Source organism: Clostridium sp. Marseille-QA1073 (assembly GCF_054863625.1).
Genome location: NZ_JBSVQM010000001.1, coordinates 121098 through 141795, shown reverse-complemented (window position 1 = coordinate 141795; position 20698 = coordinate 121098). Strand labels below are relative to the sequence as shown.

Genomic DNA, 20698 nt, shown 5'->3' with positions numbered 1-20698 from the left:
CTACACTCTTAAGTATTTCAATTCACGATTCACAATGCAAAATTCACAATTAAGGTTGAAATTATTTTTGATTAAAATAATTTCTTTAATGGATTTTTTAACTAGCAATACAATTACTAACTATTATATGGCGAACACCACTCTCCTCTACGGCTAATCAATTCTAAATTTCTCAGTTACTACTGAGAAATATCCGAAATTGTGAATTGTGAACTGTGAATTTCGAATTTACTAGTATTAGCCTCAATACCAATAAGTGTTAATTACTTTCAGGGATAGATTAAATTTAGAGATAGTATATCTATATATATTTGAATATATAAGGAGGCGATTTCATGGAAAATAGAACATCCAATATAGTAACTATAGAATGGAAACCTGATAAAACCAGTAATATTCCAATTTTCAAACAAATTGTTAACTATATTAGCAATAAAATCTCTAAAGGTGACTGGCTTATTGGCAATAAACTTCCCTCTCAACGTGAACTTGCAAAAATGTTTGATGTTAATAGAAGTACTATAGTTGCGGCTTTAGAAGAGTTAACTTCTCTTGGAATCCTAGAAGGTAAATCCGGACATGGCACTACAATTGTTAATAACACTTGGTCTTTGCTACTGTCTACTTCTCCGCCAAACTGGCAGCACTATATTGATTCCAGCATACATAAAGCCAACTCTCTTACTATTCAAACTATAAACAAGATGGAATTTGTTGATGGTATCACACGACTTGGTACTTGTGAACTGTCACCTAATTTATTCCCTCGTGATATGATGGATAAGGTCTTACGAAAATTACCTGAAAGAGCATATGACTTAAACTATTTAGCCCCTCTTGGTCTTCTTGAGCTTCGAAAAGTTTTGAGTCAATACTTAACAAAGTATGGGATATATGTACCACCATCTTGCATACTGATTGTTTCTGGTTCATTGCAGGCTTTACAATTAATTTCAGTATGTATGCTACGACCAGGTTCAACGGTATTTGTTGAATCTCCATCTTACTTAAACTCACTACATATTTTTCAATCTGCAGGAATGAAGCTTAGTGGAGTTCCTATGGATAGCAATGGTATTACTCCTTGGGCTCTAGATAGAAATCGCTATCTAAAAGAAACACCTTTACTATATACCATACCCACTTTTCATAATCCAACTGGTATAGTTATGACAGAAGCAAGGCGTATGGAGCTTTTAGATTGGTGTAAAAATAACCGTTTACCAATCATAGAAGATGATGCATATAGAGATCTATGGATAGATGAACTTCCTCCTCACCCATTAAAAGCTCATGATAAAAACGGTATAGTTCTATATATGGGAAGTATATCAAAATCCCTAGCACCAGGCCTTCGTATAGGTTGGTTAGCTGGACCTGAATCTATCGTAGAGCGTCTAGGAGATGTAAAAATGCAAACAGATTATGGATCAAGTTCTCTTTCACAATGGGCATTGGCGGAATTGCTGGAAAGCGGACTTTACGATCAGCATTTACTCAGTCTAAGAAAAAATTTAAAAGAGCGTCGTGATTTAGTTTTACATACACTAGAATCTCATTTTAAAGATATCGCTACTTGGAATGTTCCTGCTGGAGGATTTTATATTTGGTTAAAGCTTAACAAAAATATTTCAACAGATAGATTATTTGACTTAGCTTTAAAAGAAAAACTTCTAATAACTCCTGGAAGCATATATGATTTTTCAAAAAACCAGCATATACGTATTTCTTATTCCTATGCTTCACCTGATGAATTGATAAAAGGCTTGATTAAATTATCAGAATTAATTGAAAGTATGTACTAAATAAAATAAAAGTAGTGAGGAAAATAATATTAATTATTTTCTTTCACTACTAGTTTAGGCATTTTCAAAAAAATACTAAGCCAGTATATTCGCCTATTTTTCATCATACTGCGTCGTCAGAACCTGCACATAGCTTTTGTTGCTATGAGCAGAACCCAACTCCTTGTCTGATAAAAAATATACTAATATCTTTAGCTTATTATTTTCTTTCAAATGCCTTATCTTATTTGACCATTTCCAAATATTATATATTTATTAGTAGTAAGCTCTTTAAGTCCCATTGGACCTCTTGCATGTAGTTTTTGAGTACTTATACCTATTTCTGCTCCAAATCCAAATTCCTCTCCATCAGTAAATCTAGTAGAAGCATTCACATAAACTGCTGCCGCATCTACACGTTGATGGAATTTTTGAGAATTGTTATAGTCCTTTGTCACTATAGCTTCAGAATGTCCTGAGCCGTATTTATTTATATGTGTTATAGCTTCATCTATGTCCTTTACTATCTTTATGCAAATTATGTAGTCTAAATATTCCTTATAATAGTCCTCTTCATCTGCTAATATTATGTCATTTACTATTTCTATAGAACTTTTATCTCCTCTAACTTCTACTTTTCTTTTTCTTAGCTCCTCTACTATTATTGGAATAAATTCTTTTGCTACGTCTTCATGAACAAGTAATTTTTCCTCAGAATTGCAAACTGCTGGTCTACTAGTTTTTGCATTAATAACTATTTCTTTTGCCATTTCTAAGTCACAGTTTTTATCAACGTAAACGTGACAGTTTCCTGTTCCTGTTTCTATTACTGGTACTGTTGCATTTTCTACTACTGATTTTATTAATCCTGCTCCTCCTCTTGGTATTAGCACATCTATATATTCATTTAACTTCATCATTTCTTTAACAGTTTCTCTACTTGTATCTTCTATTAATTGGATACAATCTACCGGTAATTGAGTATTTTCAAGTGCTCCCTTTAATACCTCTACTATTTTTTTGTTAGAGTTTATAGCTTCACTTCCACCTCTTAATATTGTTGTATTACCTGATTTTAAACATAATCCTACTGCATCACAAGTAACATTTGGTCTTGCCTCGTATATTATTCCTATTACTCCTAGAGGCACTCTTTTTTTCCCTATTTGTAATCCGTTTGGCCTAATTACTATTGAACTTACTTCACCTATAGGGTCTTCTAGTCCTGCTACTTGTGTTAAGCCACCGCTCATTCCTTTGATTCTATCCTCATTTAGAAGCAATCTATCTATCATTGATTCTGATATTCCCTTATTTCTTGCATTTTCTATATCAATTTTATTTGCTTCTAATATGTACTTAGAATTTGTTAATAAGGCTTTTGCCATTTCATTTAAAGCTTTATTTTTTTCATTTGTTGAAATATTTGATAATATGTACGAAGCTTCTTTTGCTTTTTTACCTTTTGAAATCAACTCTTTCATGTAAATTTACCCCCTTTATATTTTATTTAAATTTATTTTCCAAGAAATAAAGTTCCTACCTCTTCTCCATTTAATATATCAATAAGTATACTTGGATCTTTTCCATTTGCTAATATCATATTTGTACCATTATCAGTTACGCGCTTTGCTGCATGTATTTTAGTTTCCATGCCGCCTGTACCTAATTTACTTCCTGCACCTTCCGCAAAACTTTCTACTTCATCAGTTATAGATTTTACCTCTTTTATAAACTTTGCATCCTTGTTTGTTCTTGGATTAGAGTCATAAAATCCATCAATATCTGATAGTATTATTAAAAGATCTGCATTCACAAGAGTAGAAACTATTGCTGCTAGATTGTCATTATCTCCAAATCTAGATACATTTTCAATTTCATCTATAGATACACTATCGTTTTCATTTACTATTGGAATTATTCTACTTTCTAGCAAAGTTTCAAAGGTGTTTACAACATTGTCTCTACTTCTTTCACTTTCTATATTATCCCTTGTTAGAAGTATTTGACCTACTGAATAGCCATATTCTCCAAACAATTTACTATAAATATTCATAAGTGCCACTTGCCCTACAGATGCTGCTGCTTGTTTTTCTCTAATAGTTTTTGGCTTTTTCTTTAGGTGCATTTTACTTACTCCAACACCTATAGCTCCAGATGTTACAAGGATTACTTCTTTCCCACTATTTATTAAGTCAGATATTGACATAGCTATTTTTTCAATTCTTCCTAAGTTTATGTTCCCATTGCTATAAGTTAAAGTTGATGTACCAATTTTTATAATTATTCTTTTTGATTTTTTAATACTTTCACGATATTTCATTTTTCTTTCCTTTTAGGCATTAAAATAATTAGTCAGAGATTTACCGTCTATTTCTTATAGATGAAAGACATACTGATAGTAAATTATGACGGAGTATAATATAAAATACTAGTTAATAACTAGTTATTTTTAAAAATGCCTTAGTTCCTTTCAATAGTTTTATTCGTTAGTTAAACTTATAATAAAATATTATCACAAAAACATAAGTTTATTAATACCACATTACTTTACAAACACCTAAAAATGGCTACCAAAAAATGAAATGAACCAAACAATAAATCATGCACAAACAATAAGTCTAGAAAAGAGTGTTTGGTTCTATGATTAGTATTTGCAATAAATTAATGATTAAAACATTAAATAATTATCTTTCTTTATGTAAAGATATGTTTAAATATCTTGAGATCACCTATGCTGTAATATAATTTTGTAAAGTGGTTTAATATTATTATATCTAATAATATACCTTTAAATCATAGTGTTAACAGATATTTTTTTATTACTTTTAAATTTATTCATATAACAAATTCTTTAATATTATAGTTGTTAATACTATTTGGTAATTTATTATTTATGAAACAAATAGAATAATATCCTTTATTACACTAATAATAATTCAAAATATTTATTAAAAATCATAGAAAAATGACATATGTCATTTTAAGAGGTTTTTATTTAATATAATATAAAAATGGTGATGGCAATGATTAAAATTAATAACAGAAAAAATATAAAGCATTATGTAAAAAAATTTGATATAGATAAAATATTTAAAAATGACATGACAAATTATATGGAGTTATATTCCTTTAACAAAGGAGAACATGTGTATATGTCTAATGGAAATATAGATCATCTTTATTTTCTTGTTAAAGGAACAGTTAAAGTATATACACTCTCTAAAAATGGTAAAGCATTATCATTAAGAATTTATAATCCATTACAAATTCTTGGAGACATAGAGTTTATAGGAAATAAATCACCAACTTGTAATGTTCAGTGTTTAGATGATGCATTATTTATAGTAATATCTTTTAATGATATAAGAAGATATGCTAATGATGATATTAATTTTTATAAATATATATCTAAAATATTCTCAGATAAATTAAGTACAAGTTCAGATTCTAGTATGCACAATTTTTCATATCCTTTGGAAGAAAGATTAGCAAGTTATATTTTAGCATTAAGCTATGATAGTGAAAATTCAAATCAAAATATAGATGAAGTTGAGATTTTTAAATTAAATGATATAGCTGAATTATTAGGAACTAGTTATAGGCATTTAATTAGAACTATTAATTCTTTAATGGATAAGAAAATTATATATAAGGAAAAAAATACTATAAAAATTTTAGATAGAAATAGGTTAGAAAAATTAGCTAAAGATTTACATGATTAATTTATTACTAAAAGTTTATAGATGGAGGGATAAACTATGAAAAAGATTTTGATTACAGGAGCTGGAAGTAGCTTAGGAGCAGAACTTGCCAAATGTTATGGAAAAGATAAAAATCATATTATATTAGTTGGTCGCAATAAAGAAAAATTAGAGAAAATATCAAATGAAATTATTCAAATGAGAGCAACAGCAGAATGTATTACTTGTGATATAAGCAGCCCTAAATTTGTGGAAGAGTTAGGAAAGTATATTAGTGAAAATCATATTACTATAGATTATTTGATAAATAATGCAGGAGTAGGATTCTTTGGCCCTCTAGAAGAACTTACCATGAGTGAGATGGATACTATGATAAACGTAAATATTAAGGGAACAATTCTAGTTACTCAAAAACTACTTCCTTATATTAATCAAAAAATATTAAATATAATATCTACAGCAGGATTAAGAGGAAAAGCTAATGAAACTATGTACTCTGCAAGTAAGTTTGCAGTTAGAGGATTTACAGAAAGTCTTCAAAAAGAACTTGTAGATAAAGACATAAAGATAACTGCAGTATATATGGGAGGTATGGACACGCCTTTCTGGGAAGATTCAACATATGTAAAAGATAAAAGTAAATTAAAATCTCCAGCTGAAGTTGCAGAAGAAATTAAAGCTAAAGATGATGGTAGAGCTGAAATTATTATTGGAGAATAAGTATTTCAAAAGCATAATTTTATCCTCTATAGCTTTTCTTTATTTATTTTATAATATTCTAAAAAAAGTGATGGAATAATACCATCACTTTCTATTTTGTTGAATTTGCAAAAGTTAAATTTAGCTAAAACAAGAGAAGTTAGACTGCTCTTGTTTATTATATAAAATTATTTATTCTTAGAAGGTAGAGGACCTTTAACATCAGCAGTATATGATCCACTTGATCCAGAGTACTTGTATACAACCAGATAATATCTTCCAGCTGAAGAAGCATCATATGATCCTGTTAATTTTCCGTTGTCACTATTAGTAGGATAGGCTACATGATTATTATGATTGGATTCACTATAAAGTTTCCAATTCATTCCTATAGCATTTTCATTATTTACGGTAATATCAATTTTCCCTTCTGAAGCAACATCAAAGTAGAAAATATCTTTTTCATTGCTACCATCAAGTGTTCCTTTAGCAATTGTATTAGAAAGTATAGGCCCATTTGCAGTTTCAAAAGTATCATTTGGTTCATGAGAAATTAAAATATCTGTTGGTAAATCGTCAATTACATTAACTGAAGTACTTTCAGAGTTATAAGCTCCTTTGTCATCAGTTATAGTAAGTTTAACATTATAGCTACCAGCCTTTGTATATAAATGAGTAGGATTAGGGGCATTACTGGTAGTTCCATCACCGAAATCCCATAGATATGAAACTATTTTACCATCAGAATCAGTAGAGCCATCGCTGCTGAAACTTATAGGATTATTTATAGTTCCAGTATAAGGTCCATTTATTTTTGCTACAGGAGGATTATTTAAATCTGCGGTATCAGGAAGTAATCCTTGAAATACCACTTCAAATTCAGCATTATTTGAGGAATCTACTTTGTAGTTAACAAAATAGCAATTGAGAGTTTTATATCCGCTCCAAGGATAACTATTTAATGTGTTTAGAAAATTATTTGCAGTACTTTCCATTAACTTCCAATCATTTAATTTACCTTTTGAAGTTCCTAAAGTATAGCTTCCACGAAGAGTAAATGTGTTAAAGAATGGAGATTGCTGCTTTTCAGTAGAAACATTTTTTAGTTTTGCAACAGATGTAATATCTGAAAAAATCTCTGATTCATTTTTAGCTGCATGTTTAGCTAAGTAATCATCAGAAACTAGTGGAACAGTTAATGTGTCGAGATTATCTACTAAATACTGCATATGATTTTGATATTCAGTGTTAAGAATATTATTATTACTCATTGTATTAATATAACTATCATATTGCTTTACATTATCTGATTTTATAGAATCAGATAATTTATTGTATAAATCTAAATTGTTATTATACAAGTAGTTATGGAGTGCAAATCCATAATAATAAAAGCTCCAACCACTACTATAGCCTGAATGAACCAATTTGTTTATAGTGTATCTTTCTGAAGGATTCTTAGATATTCTACCTACAATAGAGTGTCTTGGTAATACATTCTGTGTACGAGTAGATCCTGCAAAAAATTCAGCACCACCTTCTTCATACCAAGAAAGTCTATCATTTTTATAAAATTCAGTTTGTCCCCACATACCAGGTACAAGATATCTTCCCTGAAGGTAATGAGTAAACTCATGACGGAATAATTCTTCAAGTGAATATATGCTTTGTTCTGGAGTTCTTTCATAGGTGAAGAATGTGCCATCACCTTCAATATATATACCTCCATTATCAGTAACATAGCCATATAAAGTTGAGTTCATTTTGTATTCAGATGGAGTGTTATAAACAACAACTGTTAATACATCATCTGGATTAGATCCTTTGTCTATAGGAGTATCCTGTCCAAAAATCCTATAGAACTGAGAATTTACTTCTCTTGTAGCCCAGTAAAGTCGTTGAACTTTATCAGTGGATATTTTATCTCCTACTTTAAATACAAATTTTCCATTATCAAATATATATGTTTTAGGTAAATAATGTTGTTTTCCTTCTTCTTTTAATTTATTCATGTCAATTATATTTCCATAATAGTCTTTACCATTAAAGTTCATATATATTTGATCAGCAGCTTTAAAATAAAGTGAACCTAAATAAGGATAAATTTTTAAAGCATCTGTGAGCACTTTATTACAATCATTTGGATTGTTTGCATATTTTGATAATTGTCCAGTATAATAAATACCATTATCTATTACCCATTCGTTATCATTATTAGCATTTCCTTTTAGAGCAATTTTGTTTAGCTCCTTAATATAAGAATCAATTTTTTTATAATATGGTGTCTTTTCAGTAGGTGTGTTATCCCAAATGTATTGGTCAATTGAATACTTAATACCACTAAGCATATTGAATAAAGCAGTACCCTTTGAACGCTCCTGTATATAATTATCAAAATTTTCGTTGTATTGTTTTAAAATTGGAGTAGCATAATTAACTACTTCTGAATCAGATGACGTAGCATTGATTAGTAAACCTGTAGAAGCAACTAACTCATCTTGTTCTTTTGTACCTAATTTAAAGTTTGGATTTTTTTCAATTGCCAATATAGCAGGTATACATTTGTCGCGGTTAGTTTTAGTATTAAGTGATTCAAGTCCTTTGTTGTAAAAGCCTAAATAGTTTCCTGCTCTAAATACCTCAATAAGAGTAGGGAGCCCCTTTGTATCAGAGGACGTAAATTGGCTTCCTCTTTCTTTAATAGCATCGCGAAGTACTTGCATACGGTTTGTATTACTGTAAAACTCCTGTGCAGCAGTGTTATATTTAAAAAGATCTGTAATGTCACTCCATTGAATAGTAACAAGAAGATTAACAAGGCTAGTATAATTCATACGGTTTAGATCAGACATAGAATATTTTTGCGTACTTGATTTCTCTGGTTCAAGTGTTCCTATACTTGATTTTTCTATTGTTCCTTCAATGATTTTCCCTGGTATATGAGAAAGATTGCTTGCTAAAACTGAACTAGCATCTTTAACCCTTTTAATATTATCAGGACAAGTGTAGTGAGAAACATCTTCATAATTAAGCATTTGTTCCATACTAAGATCAGAGATAGATTTAAAGTTTTGATTAGTTAATGCATAAATTAGACTATAGGAATTGCTTACAAGTAACGTAGTTATTATCAAGATACATAATAATTTGGATAGATGGGATTTTTTGAAGTTTCCTGCAGTTAAATGAGATTTAAAATGTGATTTCTTCATCATACTTTTACTCCTTATATCTATTAATTTTTTAGTAAGATACGAAAGATTGTTTTAATGATTTTATACATAATTAAATAACCATAGGGTTATTCTAGGACTTATTAGAATTCCCTTTCATATAAGCATTGTAGGGACTTCTCTCAGTCTTAGTAATCACTTAAAGCTGATGGTAGGATAGAGATAAAAATTACGAAAATAAGATGAATGTAATAAATATATAATTTTACTAGTGTTGATTTAAAGTACATTTACTTTTCTATAACCGAATCACTCTCCTCTATAATCTTTTATAATGTTTAATATATTAAAAAATATATTCTTTAATAATATAATTATACATAAATTACAAAATGTGTAAAAGGCTTTAAGTTGTTAATTTTTAGAAAATATTATTAATTATTTTTATTTATACAAGTGAATAATAAAATTTTATTGTTTACATAAATTTAATCAATATAGCTATTATTTAAAACCTAATAGAAATCCATAAAGCCTTGCTCTATCGGTATTAATATCCACTGGTACAAGTCCTAATCATTGTATTATATAATCTCCTGTAGATATTTTAAGATAGAATTTAGATAACACTACCACTTTTTATTTAGTTTTATGTCACTATTACTCAGCTTTATATAATAAAAAGTTAATCAAATGAACACTTTAATTCCTTTAATTTGTTTAATAAAATTTAACAATAGTGCTTTAACTCATGTTCATTTTTATAAACTCATTTTTTAATATATAATAAGAATCCACCTACTAAACTTGTGGTATTTCTATCATCCTGTAAGGACATTCTATCAATATTACTTCTTAAGAAGCTTTTTTCCTTTACCAAAAGTTATATTTCCTTATTCTTTATTAAAAATAAAAAGAACCATAAGCAGATTGATGATTAAAAATCCACTTACAGTTCTCTCATAATAAAGCATATAATACTCTAAGTTATATCACCTATAGATAACTATTATATAATAGTCTAACAATACTATATTTTTATAATTCACTGGTTAAACTATATCTTATCTGTTGTTTTAAATTATTTATCTTTAATATTTAATAAATAAACTGAAGTCTCATATAATATTAAAATGATAAATTAATTAAACCTCTTTTATTTTATTAGAAACTAAGAAAATTCTTCTGTAGTAATCAATATAATTATTGAAAGCAAAAATAAGGAAGAAGCATAATAACTCCTCCCTTATATCCTATTAAATCAATATATCCATAAACTACTCTTTTTAATATCTCTCATTTCAGTATTTCGATTTTATGAAGGATTTATTAATATAAAAAAATAAGAATCCACCAGCTTAGCTGGTGGTATTTCTATCGTTCTATAAGGAGATTTTACTAACATTTGGGCTGTCGCATTAGCAGTTAAAAACTGCTAGTGTGGTAGCCCCTTCTACTTCTCTGAATTTACAAAAGATAAATTTAACTAGAATTAATGAAGTTGGATTTCTCTTGTTTATTATATAAAAATTATTTATCCTTAGAAGATAGAGATCCTTTAACATCAATAGTATAGGATCCACTTGCTCCAGAGAACTTATATACAACTAAATAATATCTTCCAGCTGAAGGAGCATTATATGATCCTGTTAATTTTTCGTTGTCACTATTAGTAGCATAGGCTACACAATTATTATGATCGGATTCACTATAAAGCATCCAATTCATTCCTATGGCATTTTCATTATTTACTGCAATATCAATTTCTCCTGCTGAAGTAACATCAAAGTAGAAAATATCTTTTTCATTGCTTTCATCAAGGGTTCCTTTAGTAATTGTATTAGAAAGTATAGGTCCATTTACAGTGCCAAAGGTATCATTTGCATCTTTTGGAGAATTATCCTTAGAAGATAGAGCTCCTTTAACATCAATAGTATATGATCCACTTGTTCCAGAATACTTGTACACAACTAGATAATATCTTCCAGCTGAAGGAGCATTATATAATCCTGTTAATTTTCCGTTATCTCTATTAGTAGCATATGCTACATAATTATTATGATCGGATTCACTATAAAGCAGCCAATTCATTCCTATGGCATTTTCATTGTTTACTATGATATCAATTTCTCCTGCTGAAGTAACATCAAAGTAAAAAATATCTTTTTCATTACTTTCATCAAGGGTTCCTTTAGCAATTGTATTAGAAAGTATAGGTCCATTTGCAGTTTCAAAGGTATCATTTGGTTCATGAGAAATTAAAGCATCTGTTGAAAAATTATCCTTAGAAGATAGAGGTCCTTTAACATCAATAGTATAGGATCCGCTTGTTCCAGAGTGCTTGTACACAACTAGATAATATCTTCCAGCTGAAGGAGCATTATATAATCCTGTTAATTTTCCATTGTCTCTATTAGTAGCATAAGCTACACAATTGTCATGATCAAATTCACTATAAAGCACCCAATTCATTCCTATGGCATTTTCATTGTTTACTGCAATATCAATTTCTCCTGCTGAAGTAACATCAAAATAGAAAATATCTTTTCCATTACTTTCATCAAGCGTTCCTTTAGCAATTGTATTAGAAAGTATAGGTCCATTTGCAGTTTCAAAGGTATCATTTGGTTCATGAGAAATTAAAATATCTCTTGGAGAATCATCAATTACGCTAACTGAAGTACTCTCAGAATTATAAGCCCCTTTGTCATCAGTTACAGTAAGTTTAACATTATAGCTACCATCCTTTGTATATAAATGAGTAGGATTAGGTTCATTACTGGTAGTTCCATCACCGAAATCCCATAGATATGAAACTATTTTACCATCAGAATCAGTAGATCCATCACTACTGAAACTTATAGGATTATTTATAGTTCCCGTATAAGGTCCATTTATCTTAGCTACAGGAGGACTATTAAAATCTGCGGTATTAGAAAGTATTCCTTGAAATACCACTTCAAATTCAGCATTGTTTGATGAATCCACTTTGTAGTTAACAAAATAACAACTAAGAGTTTTATATCCACTCCAAGGATAACTATTTAATGTGTTTAAAAAATTATTTGCAGTACTGTTCATTAACTTCCAATCATTTAATTTACCTTTTGAAGTTCCTAAAGTATAGGTTCCACGAAGAGTAAATGTATTAAAGAATGGAGACTTCTGCTTTTCAGTAGAAACGTTTTTTAATTTTGCAACAGATGTAATATCTGAAAAAATCTCTGATTCATTTTTAGCTGCATGTTTAGCTAAGTAATCATCAGAAACTAATGGAACTGTTAATGTGTCCACATTATCTACTAAATACTGCATATGATTTTGATATTCAATGTTAAGAGCCTTATCATTACTCATTGTTTTAATGTAATTATCATATTGCTTTACATTATCTGATTTTATAGAATCTGCTAATTTATTGTATAAATCTAAATTGTTATTATACAAGTAGTTATTGAATGCAAATCCATAATGATAAAAGTTCCAACCACTACTATAGCCTGAATGAACCAATTGATCTATAGTGTATCTTTCTGAAGGATTATTAGATATTGAGCCTACAATAGAATATCTTGGTAATATATCTTGGGTACGAGTAGATCCTGCAAAAAATTCAGCACCACCTTCTTCATACCAAGAAAGTCTATCATTTTTATAAATTTCAGTTTGTCCCCACATACCAGGTACAAGGTATCTTCCCTGGAGGTAATGAGTAAACTCATGACGGAATAATTCTTCAAGTGAATATATACTTTGTTCTGGAGTTCTTTCATAAGTAAAGAATGTACCATCACCTTCAATATATATACCTCCATTATCAGTACTAAAACCATATAAAGTTGAATTCATTTTGTATTCATCTGGAGTGTTATAAACAACAACTGTTAACACATCATCTGCACTAGGTCCTTTGTCTATAGGAGTATCATCTCCAAAAATTCTATAGAACTGAGAGTTTACTTCTTTTGTAGCCCAGTAAAGTCGTTGAATTTTATCATCAGATATTTTATCTCCTACTTTAAATACAAATTTTCCATCATCAAATACATATGTTTTAGGTAGATAATGTTGTTTTCCTTCTTCGTTTAATTTGTTTATATCAATTATATTTCCATAATAGTCTTTACCATTAAAATTCGTATATATCTGATCAGCAGCTTTAAAGTAAGATGAGCTTAAATAAGGGTAAATTTTTAAAGCATCTGTGAGTACTTTATTACAATCATTTGGATTGCTTGCATATTTTGATAATTGTCCAGTATAATAAATACCACTATCTATTACCCATTCATTATCACTATTAACATTTCCTTTTATAGCAATTTTGTTTAACTCCTTAATATAAGAATCAATATTTTTATAATATGGAGTCTTTTCAATAGGTGTGCCATCCCAAATGTATTTATCCATTGTATAGTTAATACCCTTAAGCATATTAAATAAAGCAGAGCCCTTTGAGTATTGCTGTGTATAATCATCAAAATTTTCGTTGTACTGCTTCAAAATTGGAATAGCGTAATTAATTACTTCTAAATCGGATGTCGTAGCATTAATTAGTAGACCTGTAGAAGCAACTAACTCATCTTGCTCTTTTGTACCCAATTTAAAGTTTGGATTTTTTTCAATTGCCAATATAGCAGGTATACATTTATCACGGTTAGCTTTAGTATTAAGTGATTCAAGTTCTTTGTTGTAAAAACCTAAATAGTTTCCTGCTCTAAATACCTCAATAAGAGTAGGGAGGCCCTTTGTATCAGAGGATGTAAATTGACTTCCTCTTTCTTTAATAGCATCAAGAAGTGCTTGCATACGATTTGTATTACTGTAAAACTCCTGTGCATCAGCATTATATTGAAAAAGATCTGTAATATCACTCCATTCAATAGTAACAAGAAGATTAACAAGGCTGGTATAATTCATACGGTTTAAATCAGACATAGAATATTTTTGCACACTTGATTTTTCTGCTCCAAATGCTCTTATATTTGATTTCTCTATTGCTTGTCCACTAATTTCCCCTGGTATATCGGAAGAGCTATTTGACAAAATAAAATTTTCATCTTTAACCCTTTTTATATTATCAAGACAATTATCATGAGGAACTTCTTCATAATTGAGCATTTGTTCCATAGTAAGATTAGGTATAGCTTCAGAGTTTTGATTAGGTAATGCATAAATTAGTCCATGGGAATTTGTTGCAATTAGTGTAGTTATGACCAATGTACTCAATACTTTGGATAAAGTGGGTTTTTTAAAGTTTCCTTCAATTAAATTAGATTTAAAATGTAACTTCTTTATCATACTTTTACTCCTTATGTTTATTAATCTTCTACTAAAATACGACAGGTTATTTTTAATGATTTGATACATAAATTAAATAACCATAAAGTTGTTCTAAGGATTACGAGAATCCTTTTTTTCTCTGAGACGTACCCATGACTTAAAACTCATGGTAGAGTAGAGATAAAAATTATGAAAATAAGATAAGTGCAATAAATATAATTCTACTTTTTATCTAATATAATCACCTTCCTCTACAACTTTTTTAATACATTTTTTCAAATTATATTATTTAATAATATAATTATACATAAATTCCAAAATTTTTAAAATACTAAATAATCCTAATTTTAGAAAATAGTTTTAATTTCTTTAATTTAAACAAATAAATGAAAAAATCCTACTATTTACATAATTTTAATAAATATAACATTTTAAACCTAATAAAAATTTATAAAGCCTTGTCCTATTAGCATCAATATCCACTTGTACAAGATTATATTTTAAAATAATCATTTCATTATATAATTTTCTATAGATATTTTAATGCAGTTTTTTTACATATTATTACTATTTTAGAGCAATATATCCATAATTTAACTTTTTCAATTTTCATCAAAAATTAAAAGAGCCATAAATAGATTAATGATTAAAAATCCATTTCCATCAAGTAGCAGCTACTTAACAACTATATAAAAAAAGTTCCTTTTTTCTAAAGGAACTTTTTTTATAATCTATCTATTTTATAATCTATCAAAATAAAATCTATTTAAATATCTTAATACGTTCTTCTAATGGCTGAAACTCTTTTTCACCTGGTTCTTCTGTTGGCTTACCAAATGGCATTTGTGCAATTAATTTCCAGTTTTCTGGTACACTCCACTCTTTCTTTACATCATTTTCAATAAGTTCAGTATAATGCTGAAGTGATGCTCCAAATCCCTCAATTTCTAATGCAGTCCAAATAGTAAATTGGTGCATTCCACTTGATTGTTGAGACCAAATTGGAAAATTATCTTTATAGGCAGCAAATTGTTGTTGAAGAGATTCTACTACACTATTATCTTCGAAGAATAAAACTGTACCATATCCACTTTTAAATGAATTTATTTTTTCTTCAGTAGGGCTAAATTTATCTGCTGGTACAATCTTTCTCAATGCTTCCTTTGTAATATCCCATAATTTATCATGATGTTCTCCTAATAATAGAACTATCCTTGCACTTTGAGAATTAAATGCTGATGGTGTATGCTTCACTGCATGTTCTATAACCTCTTTTATTCTATCATCAGAAACTACAGCTTCCTTGCTAATTCCATAAAATGTGCGTCTATCTTCAATAGCAGTTAAAAATTCTTTTGACATTTATCCATACCTCCAAATATATAATTTTTTTGTTATTTATAAATAAATTTAATATTAATCTTGTTTTTTCATTTCTAAAACTATAATATGAGAAGTTTCTTTTGCTTTAATTAAAATATCTTCCTCAACTATTTCCATTCCATCTCTTTCATTTAATTCAACTTCATTAGCTAATAGCATTCCTTCTATTTGAACTAAATATGCCTGTCTTCCTTCCTTCATTGGAAAACTAATCTCTTTTCCTTTTTCAAGTTCTAAGGAATAAGCATTAATATCTTGATTTATTTTTATTGGGGCATCACCGTCTTTGCTTGAAGCCATATGAAGCCATTTATTTTGCCTGTCATCCCAATTAAATCTGTAATCCCCATAGTTAGGTTTGTATCCTTTTTGATCAGGGAAAATCCATATTTGTAAAAGTCTTAATGTCTCTTTTCCAAAATTATGCTCACTATGATAAACTCCTGTTCCTGCACTCATGTATTGAACATGACCACGGGTTATAGTGCTCTTATTACCCATGCTATCTCTATGAGTAAGTTCACCATTGACAACATATGATATTATTTCCATATCTCTATGAGGATGAGTGTCAAACCCTGTATTAGATTGAACTAAATCATCATTTATAACTCTTAAAACTCCAAAATTTATATTATCGGGATTATAATACTCAGCAAATGAAAAGTGAAATTTACTCTTTAGCCATTCAAGATTACTACTTCCTATATTTTTGCTTTCTATTTTTCTTAACATCTCATATCACTCCTCTTTTATATTGTTCATAATTCTACTCTTCAATATTCATGTATGCTCAATAAAAAATAATTTATCTTCTTACATATAATTATTTAGATTAAATAATTTATTTAGTTACATTTAGTAACTAACTTTAAATTTATTATTACATGCTAAGTAGAATTAGTCAAGATATTTTTTAAATAAAAAGAATCTCTTATTAATTTTAAGAGATTCTTTTGTTTATTTTAATTAATTCCATTTTTCTGCCCATTTTTGAATTTCATCCATAGCATTTTTAAGGTCATGTCCCTTTTCTGTAAGTTCATATTCTATACGTACAGGTGTTTCTGGATAAACTTTTCTAATAACAATTCCTTCGCTTTCTAATTCTTTAAATCTTTCTGTAAGCATACGAGCACTCATATTAGGAATTGCATCTGCTATATCAGAAAAGCGCTTTTGTCCTCCTAGTAATGTTCTTATAATTAATCCGTTCCATCTTTTTCCTAATAATCCAAAAGCATTTTCAAACTTTGGACACATATGGTATTTTTCCATATCCAATCACCACCTGCATACATTTTACCATACATACTTAATAAAAGTAAGTAGGTTATTATATTTATGTACATAATGATATAGTATTATACTGCTTATTTTAATATATAGAATTATTGTGATTTAATTATTGTTGAATTTACTATTTATATACTAAGAACATATAAGACAATATATTTTTTTACAGCATCAATTTTAGATTTAAAATAAATTTATATGCTTTATTAAGTATCTGTTGAAACACTATCCCAATTATCATTATATGTGCCTTTTCCAATAAGCCAATTTAATCCCCAATGACGTTCAAATACTATACCTAAATCTAGCCCTGCTGGTGGATTTTCTCCATGTATCCTAGCATCTACACAAGCCCAGTTATAACGATAAATTAAATCCGCTTCATCTAATATTTCCTCTATGCTTCTCAGTTTAACTGTTTTCATAAAATCATTAAAGTCTTCATAATCTGCCACTGCACGAATTGCAAAGTTACAGTCGCATATTTGTGAAGGATATTCTAGCTTATCTACAATACCTAATGCCCAAATAAGCGTCCAATATGCTTCGTACTTCCACGCCATATTAATTACTTCTTGCTTATCTGGACTTCCAAAAATAATTTCCTTCTCATTATCAGTTAATTCTTCTTTTACTTTATACTTTTCTAAAAAACCTTTAAAAAACTCTCTAGATTCTTCAATATTATCTCCACTATTAATATCACAAGCTACTTGAATAGAGATTAAACAAGCAATAGCACGTTTAGCTATTTCTTCTGCACTTCGCATCTCTATTTCATTTACATCTTCAATAACTGGAAGTCCTTCCATATATGGAACCTTATTAGCTTTTAATATTTCTATAGATTTTTGTTTTCTTTCTAATGGACTCACATTCTTTCCCCCTTATCTTTTAAAATTACTTCTTCAATTTAGAACCTCAACATTCCTATATTGAATTATTTTATATTTTTTACTAATACTTGTCTATAAAACATAGATACTAACATAAACAAATTTCTAATTATTGCACTAAGCATACAAAATACTATAACATATGAATTGCTAAAATCAAATTATAGAATTTTTACTTACGTAGATCTTATCAATGACAAAACCTTTGATTTATACAATGTTTACTCGATTGATCTATATTATACTTTATTAATTTTATAATCTTTTTAAAACTTTTAACCCTACATATATATTCTCATATACCTCCTTATAAACTTTAGTTAATCTGTAAAAAATTTAATCAGTTTTATATTTTTTTATTGACTTACAATCTTAAATAGAATATACTCTTACTAAATTAAATGAAGAACAAACATTAAATCTTATCTTTGTTTTTCTATGAAAAATATTATTAATTATGAACTAAAACTGGAGGGTAATTATGAATACTTTAATAAACAAACAAGCACGATTTAGTTTTTATAGCCAATTTATATAGGGTTTGTATCACGTTACAAATTTGATTAATTTTAACATGGATACAAGCCCCTTAGGACTTACTGATAATTAGGGATTGTATCTGTGTTGGCTATATTGTTTATAATGTTATTCATTATTATTACCATTTATAAAGTCACGCAGATTATACTGTGTGGCTTTTTTATATTCAAAAGTAAGCCACCTGGATTATTCTATGTGGCTTTTTTATATTCAAAAGTAAACCACATGGACTATACCATGTGGTTTTTTATACACAATAAATTTTAAAAGGAGTGTTTTTTATGGCAGGAATTACATCTGTAGTAATACAAAGTTTAATTTTATCAATTATGGTATTAGGTATTTATATCAGCTATAAAATTTTAGATTTCCCAGACTTATCTGTTGATGGAAGTTTCTCATTAGGCGGAGCTATCATTGCTTTCTCTTTAACTAACAATATCTCTCCAATAATGGGAACTTTATTAGCTATGGTATGTGGTTTAATTTCTGGTCTTGTTACTGGTATTTTACATATTAAATTTAAAATTTCTAACTTACTTTCAGGAATCTTAGTTATGGGTATGCTTTACTCTATTAATCTAGGCATAATGGAAAAGTCAAACATTCCATTATTTGACCTCAATCACCTATTTAATATGGGCATTTCTCCGCTAGTATTAGTTGCAATAATTGTATTGTTTTGCAAATTTATTTTAGATTTATTTTTAACTACTGGTCTTGGATACACATTAAAAGCTGTTGGTGATAATCCTCAAATGGTTAAATCATTAGGAATTAATATTGGTATTATAAAAATATTAGGATTAATGATATCTAATGCTCTTGTTGCTTTATCTGGTAGCTTATTTGCTCAATTTCAAGGATTCTCTGATGTTAATTTGGGGATTGGTACTTTAATACTTGGAATAGCATCAATTATAATTGGCATCTCCATATTTAAGAAACTTACATTTATTAAGCTCACAACATCCATATTATTAGGGACTTTAATCTACCAATTTACAATTTATTTTGCAATAGATTTAGGCATAGTACCTCCTAATAACTTAAAATTAATGACTTCTATAGTAATAATTTTATTCTTAAGTGTTGGTAACCTAAATATTTTTGTTAATAACAATAGTAACTATAAAAATTTAAAGAGAAGAGGTGCTGTAGATGTTACAGATTAAGAATATTTCAAAAACATTCCCTAATCCATATGGAGATCCCAATATAATTTTCAAAGATCTTTCACTAACTATAAATAAAGGTGAATTTGTTAGTATCATTGGAAGTAATGGTACAGGTAAGTCCACTTTACTTAATATAATTTCAGGTTTTATAAAAGAAAGTCAAGGAGATATTTTATTAGACCGTATTAATTTAACAAAGCTAGCTGAACACAAAAAAACTCAGCTAATAAGCCGAGTGTTCCAAGATCCAAGTTTAGGCACTTGTCCTTCTATGACAGTTAAAGAAAATTTATCCTTAGCTTTAAACAAAGGAAGTTTACTCAATCTTAAAAAATGTCTCCGTCATAAAACTGAAGTTATAGAAGACTTATTAGAAAATATATCACTTGACTTAAAAAAATATTTAGATGTTCAAGTAAAATATCTATCAGGTGGCCAAAGACAAGCGCTTTCCCTAATTATGTCCACTATCACAGATCCAAAGGTTTTATTATTAGATGAACATACTGCTGCTTTAGATCCTAAAACTTCAGATGAAATTATAGATTTAACTAATAAAATTGTTAGAGAAAAAAATATAACCACACTAATGGTAACTCATAACCTAAAGCATGCTATTAGCTATGGCGATAGGCTTATAATGCTTCATAAAGGTGAAGTAATTTTAGATATAAGTGGTGAGGAAAAATCAAATATAAGTATAGAAGAAATACTAGATAAATTTGAATATGCCGTTTAAAATGTAAGGTTTAATTTATAGTC

Annotated in this window: 13 protein-coding genes; 5 read left to right on the top strand and 8 right to left on the bottom strand. The window is 28.5% G+C overall.

All coding sequences use genetic code 11. The annotated features are described in order from the left end of the window. Positions 1 to 335: 335 nt before the first annotated feature. Entirely contained in the window at positions 336 to 1805 is a 1470-nt protein-coding gene (locus ACY1IQ_RS00620; RefSeq protein ID WP_461612126.1) for an aminotransferase-like domain-containing protein, read from the top strand. A 218-nt stretch (positions 1806 to 2023) separates the two neighbouring features. Here the strand turns inward: ACY1IQ_RS00620 and ACY1IQ_RS00615 are convergent, their stop codons facing one another. Further along, positions 2024 to 3268: a glutamate-5-semialdehyde dehydrogenase gene (locus tag ACY1IQ_RS00615; RefSeq protein WP_461612125.1), complete on the bottom strand. Its 1245-nt coding sequence runs from the start codon at positions 3266 to 3268 to the stop codon at positions 2024 to 2026. 32 nt (positions 3269 to 3300) lie between these two features. After that, positions 3301 to 4107, bottom strand: a complete 807-nt coding sequence (gene proB / locus ACY1IQ_RS00610; protein ID WP_461612124.1) for a glutamate 5-kinase — start codon at positions 4105 to 4107, stop codon at positions 3301 to 3303. Positions 4108 to 4810: 703 nt separating this feature from the next. Between proB and ACY1IQ_RS00605 the strand changes: the two genes are divergently transcribed. After that, positions 4811 to 5509, top strand: a complete 699-nt coding sequence (locus tag ACY1IQ_RS00605; protein ID WP_461612123.1) for a Crp/Fnr family transcriptional regulator — start codon at positions 4811 to 4813, stop codon at positions 5507 to 5509. Between the two features lie 36 nt (positions 5510 to 5545). Beyond that, positions 5546 to 6208, top strand: coding sequence for an SDR family NAD(P)-dependent oxidoreductase (locus ACY1IQ_RS00600; RefSeq protein WP_461612122.1), 663 nt, complete (start codon positions 5546 to 5548; stop codon positions 6206 to 6208). A gap of 167 nt (positions 6209 to 6375) precedes the next feature. On the opposite strand, the gene ACY1IQ_RS00595 is transcribed toward ACY1IQ_RS00600, so the two are convergent. The 6 genes from ACY1IQ_RS00595 to ACY1IQ_RS00570 form a co-directional block, all read right to left on the bottom strand. Continuing rightward, the gene (locus ACY1IQ_RS00595) at positions 6376 to 9402 is read right to left on the bottom strand and encodes a collagenase (RefSeq protein WP_461612121.1); all 3027 of its coding nucleotides are present in this window, start codon (positions 9400 to 9402) and stop codon (positions 6376 to 6378) included. Between the two features lie 1488 nt (positions 9403 to 10890). Next, positions 10891 to 14661 (bottom strand): collagenase, encoded by a 3771-nt coding sequence (locus ACY1IQ_RS00590; RefSeq protein ID WP_461612120.1) that lies wholly within the window; start codon positions 14659 to 14661, stop codon positions 10891 to 10893. Between the two features lie 744 nt (positions 14662 to 15405). Further along, positions 15406 to 16005: a nitroreductase family protein gene (locus tag ACY1IQ_RS00585; protein WP_461612119.1), complete on the bottom strand. Its 600-nt coding sequence runs from the start codon at positions 16003 to 16005 to the stop codon at positions 15406 to 15408. Positions 16006 to 16059: 54 nt separating this feature from the next. Next, positions 16060 to 16761: a pirin family protein gene (locus tag ACY1IQ_RS00580; protein WP_461612118.1), complete on the bottom strand. Its 702-nt coding sequence runs from the start codon at positions 16759 to 16761 to the stop codon at positions 16060 to 16062. 234 nt (positions 16762 to 16995) lie between these two features. Continuing rightward, complete coding sequence (locus tag ACY1IQ_RS00575; RefSeq protein WP_039632978.1) at positions 16996 to 17304, bottom strand: winged helix-turn-helix transcriptional regulator; 309 nt, start codon at positions 17302 to 17304, stop codon at positions 16996 to 16998. A 224-nt stretch (positions 17305 to 17528) separates the two neighbouring features. Beyond that, positions 17529 to 18197: a DUF4272 domain-containing protein gene (locus ACY1IQ_RS00570; RefSeq protein WP_461612117.1), complete on the bottom strand. Its 669-nt coding sequence runs from the start codon at positions 18195 to 18197 to the stop codon at positions 17529 to 17531. A gap of 842 nt (positions 18198 to 19039) precedes the next feature. On the opposite strand from ACY1IQ_RS00570, the gene ACY1IQ_RS00565 reads away from it, so the two are divergent. After that, positions 19040 to 19933: an ABC transporter permease gene (locus tag ACY1IQ_RS00565; protein ID WP_461612116.1), complete on the top strand. Its 894-nt coding sequence runs from the start codon at positions 19040 to 19042 to the stop codon at positions 19931 to 19933. Next, on the top strand, positions 19920 to 20675 hold the full coding sequence (locus tag ACY1IQ_RS00560) for an ABC transporter ATP-binding protein (protein ID WP_461612115.1): 756 nt from the start codon (positions 19920 to 19922) through the stop codon (positions 20673 to 20675). Before ACY1IQ_RS00565 ends, ACY1IQ_RS00560 begins: the two co-directional genes overlap by 14 nt. Positions 20676 to 20698 lie beyond the last annotated feature (23 nt).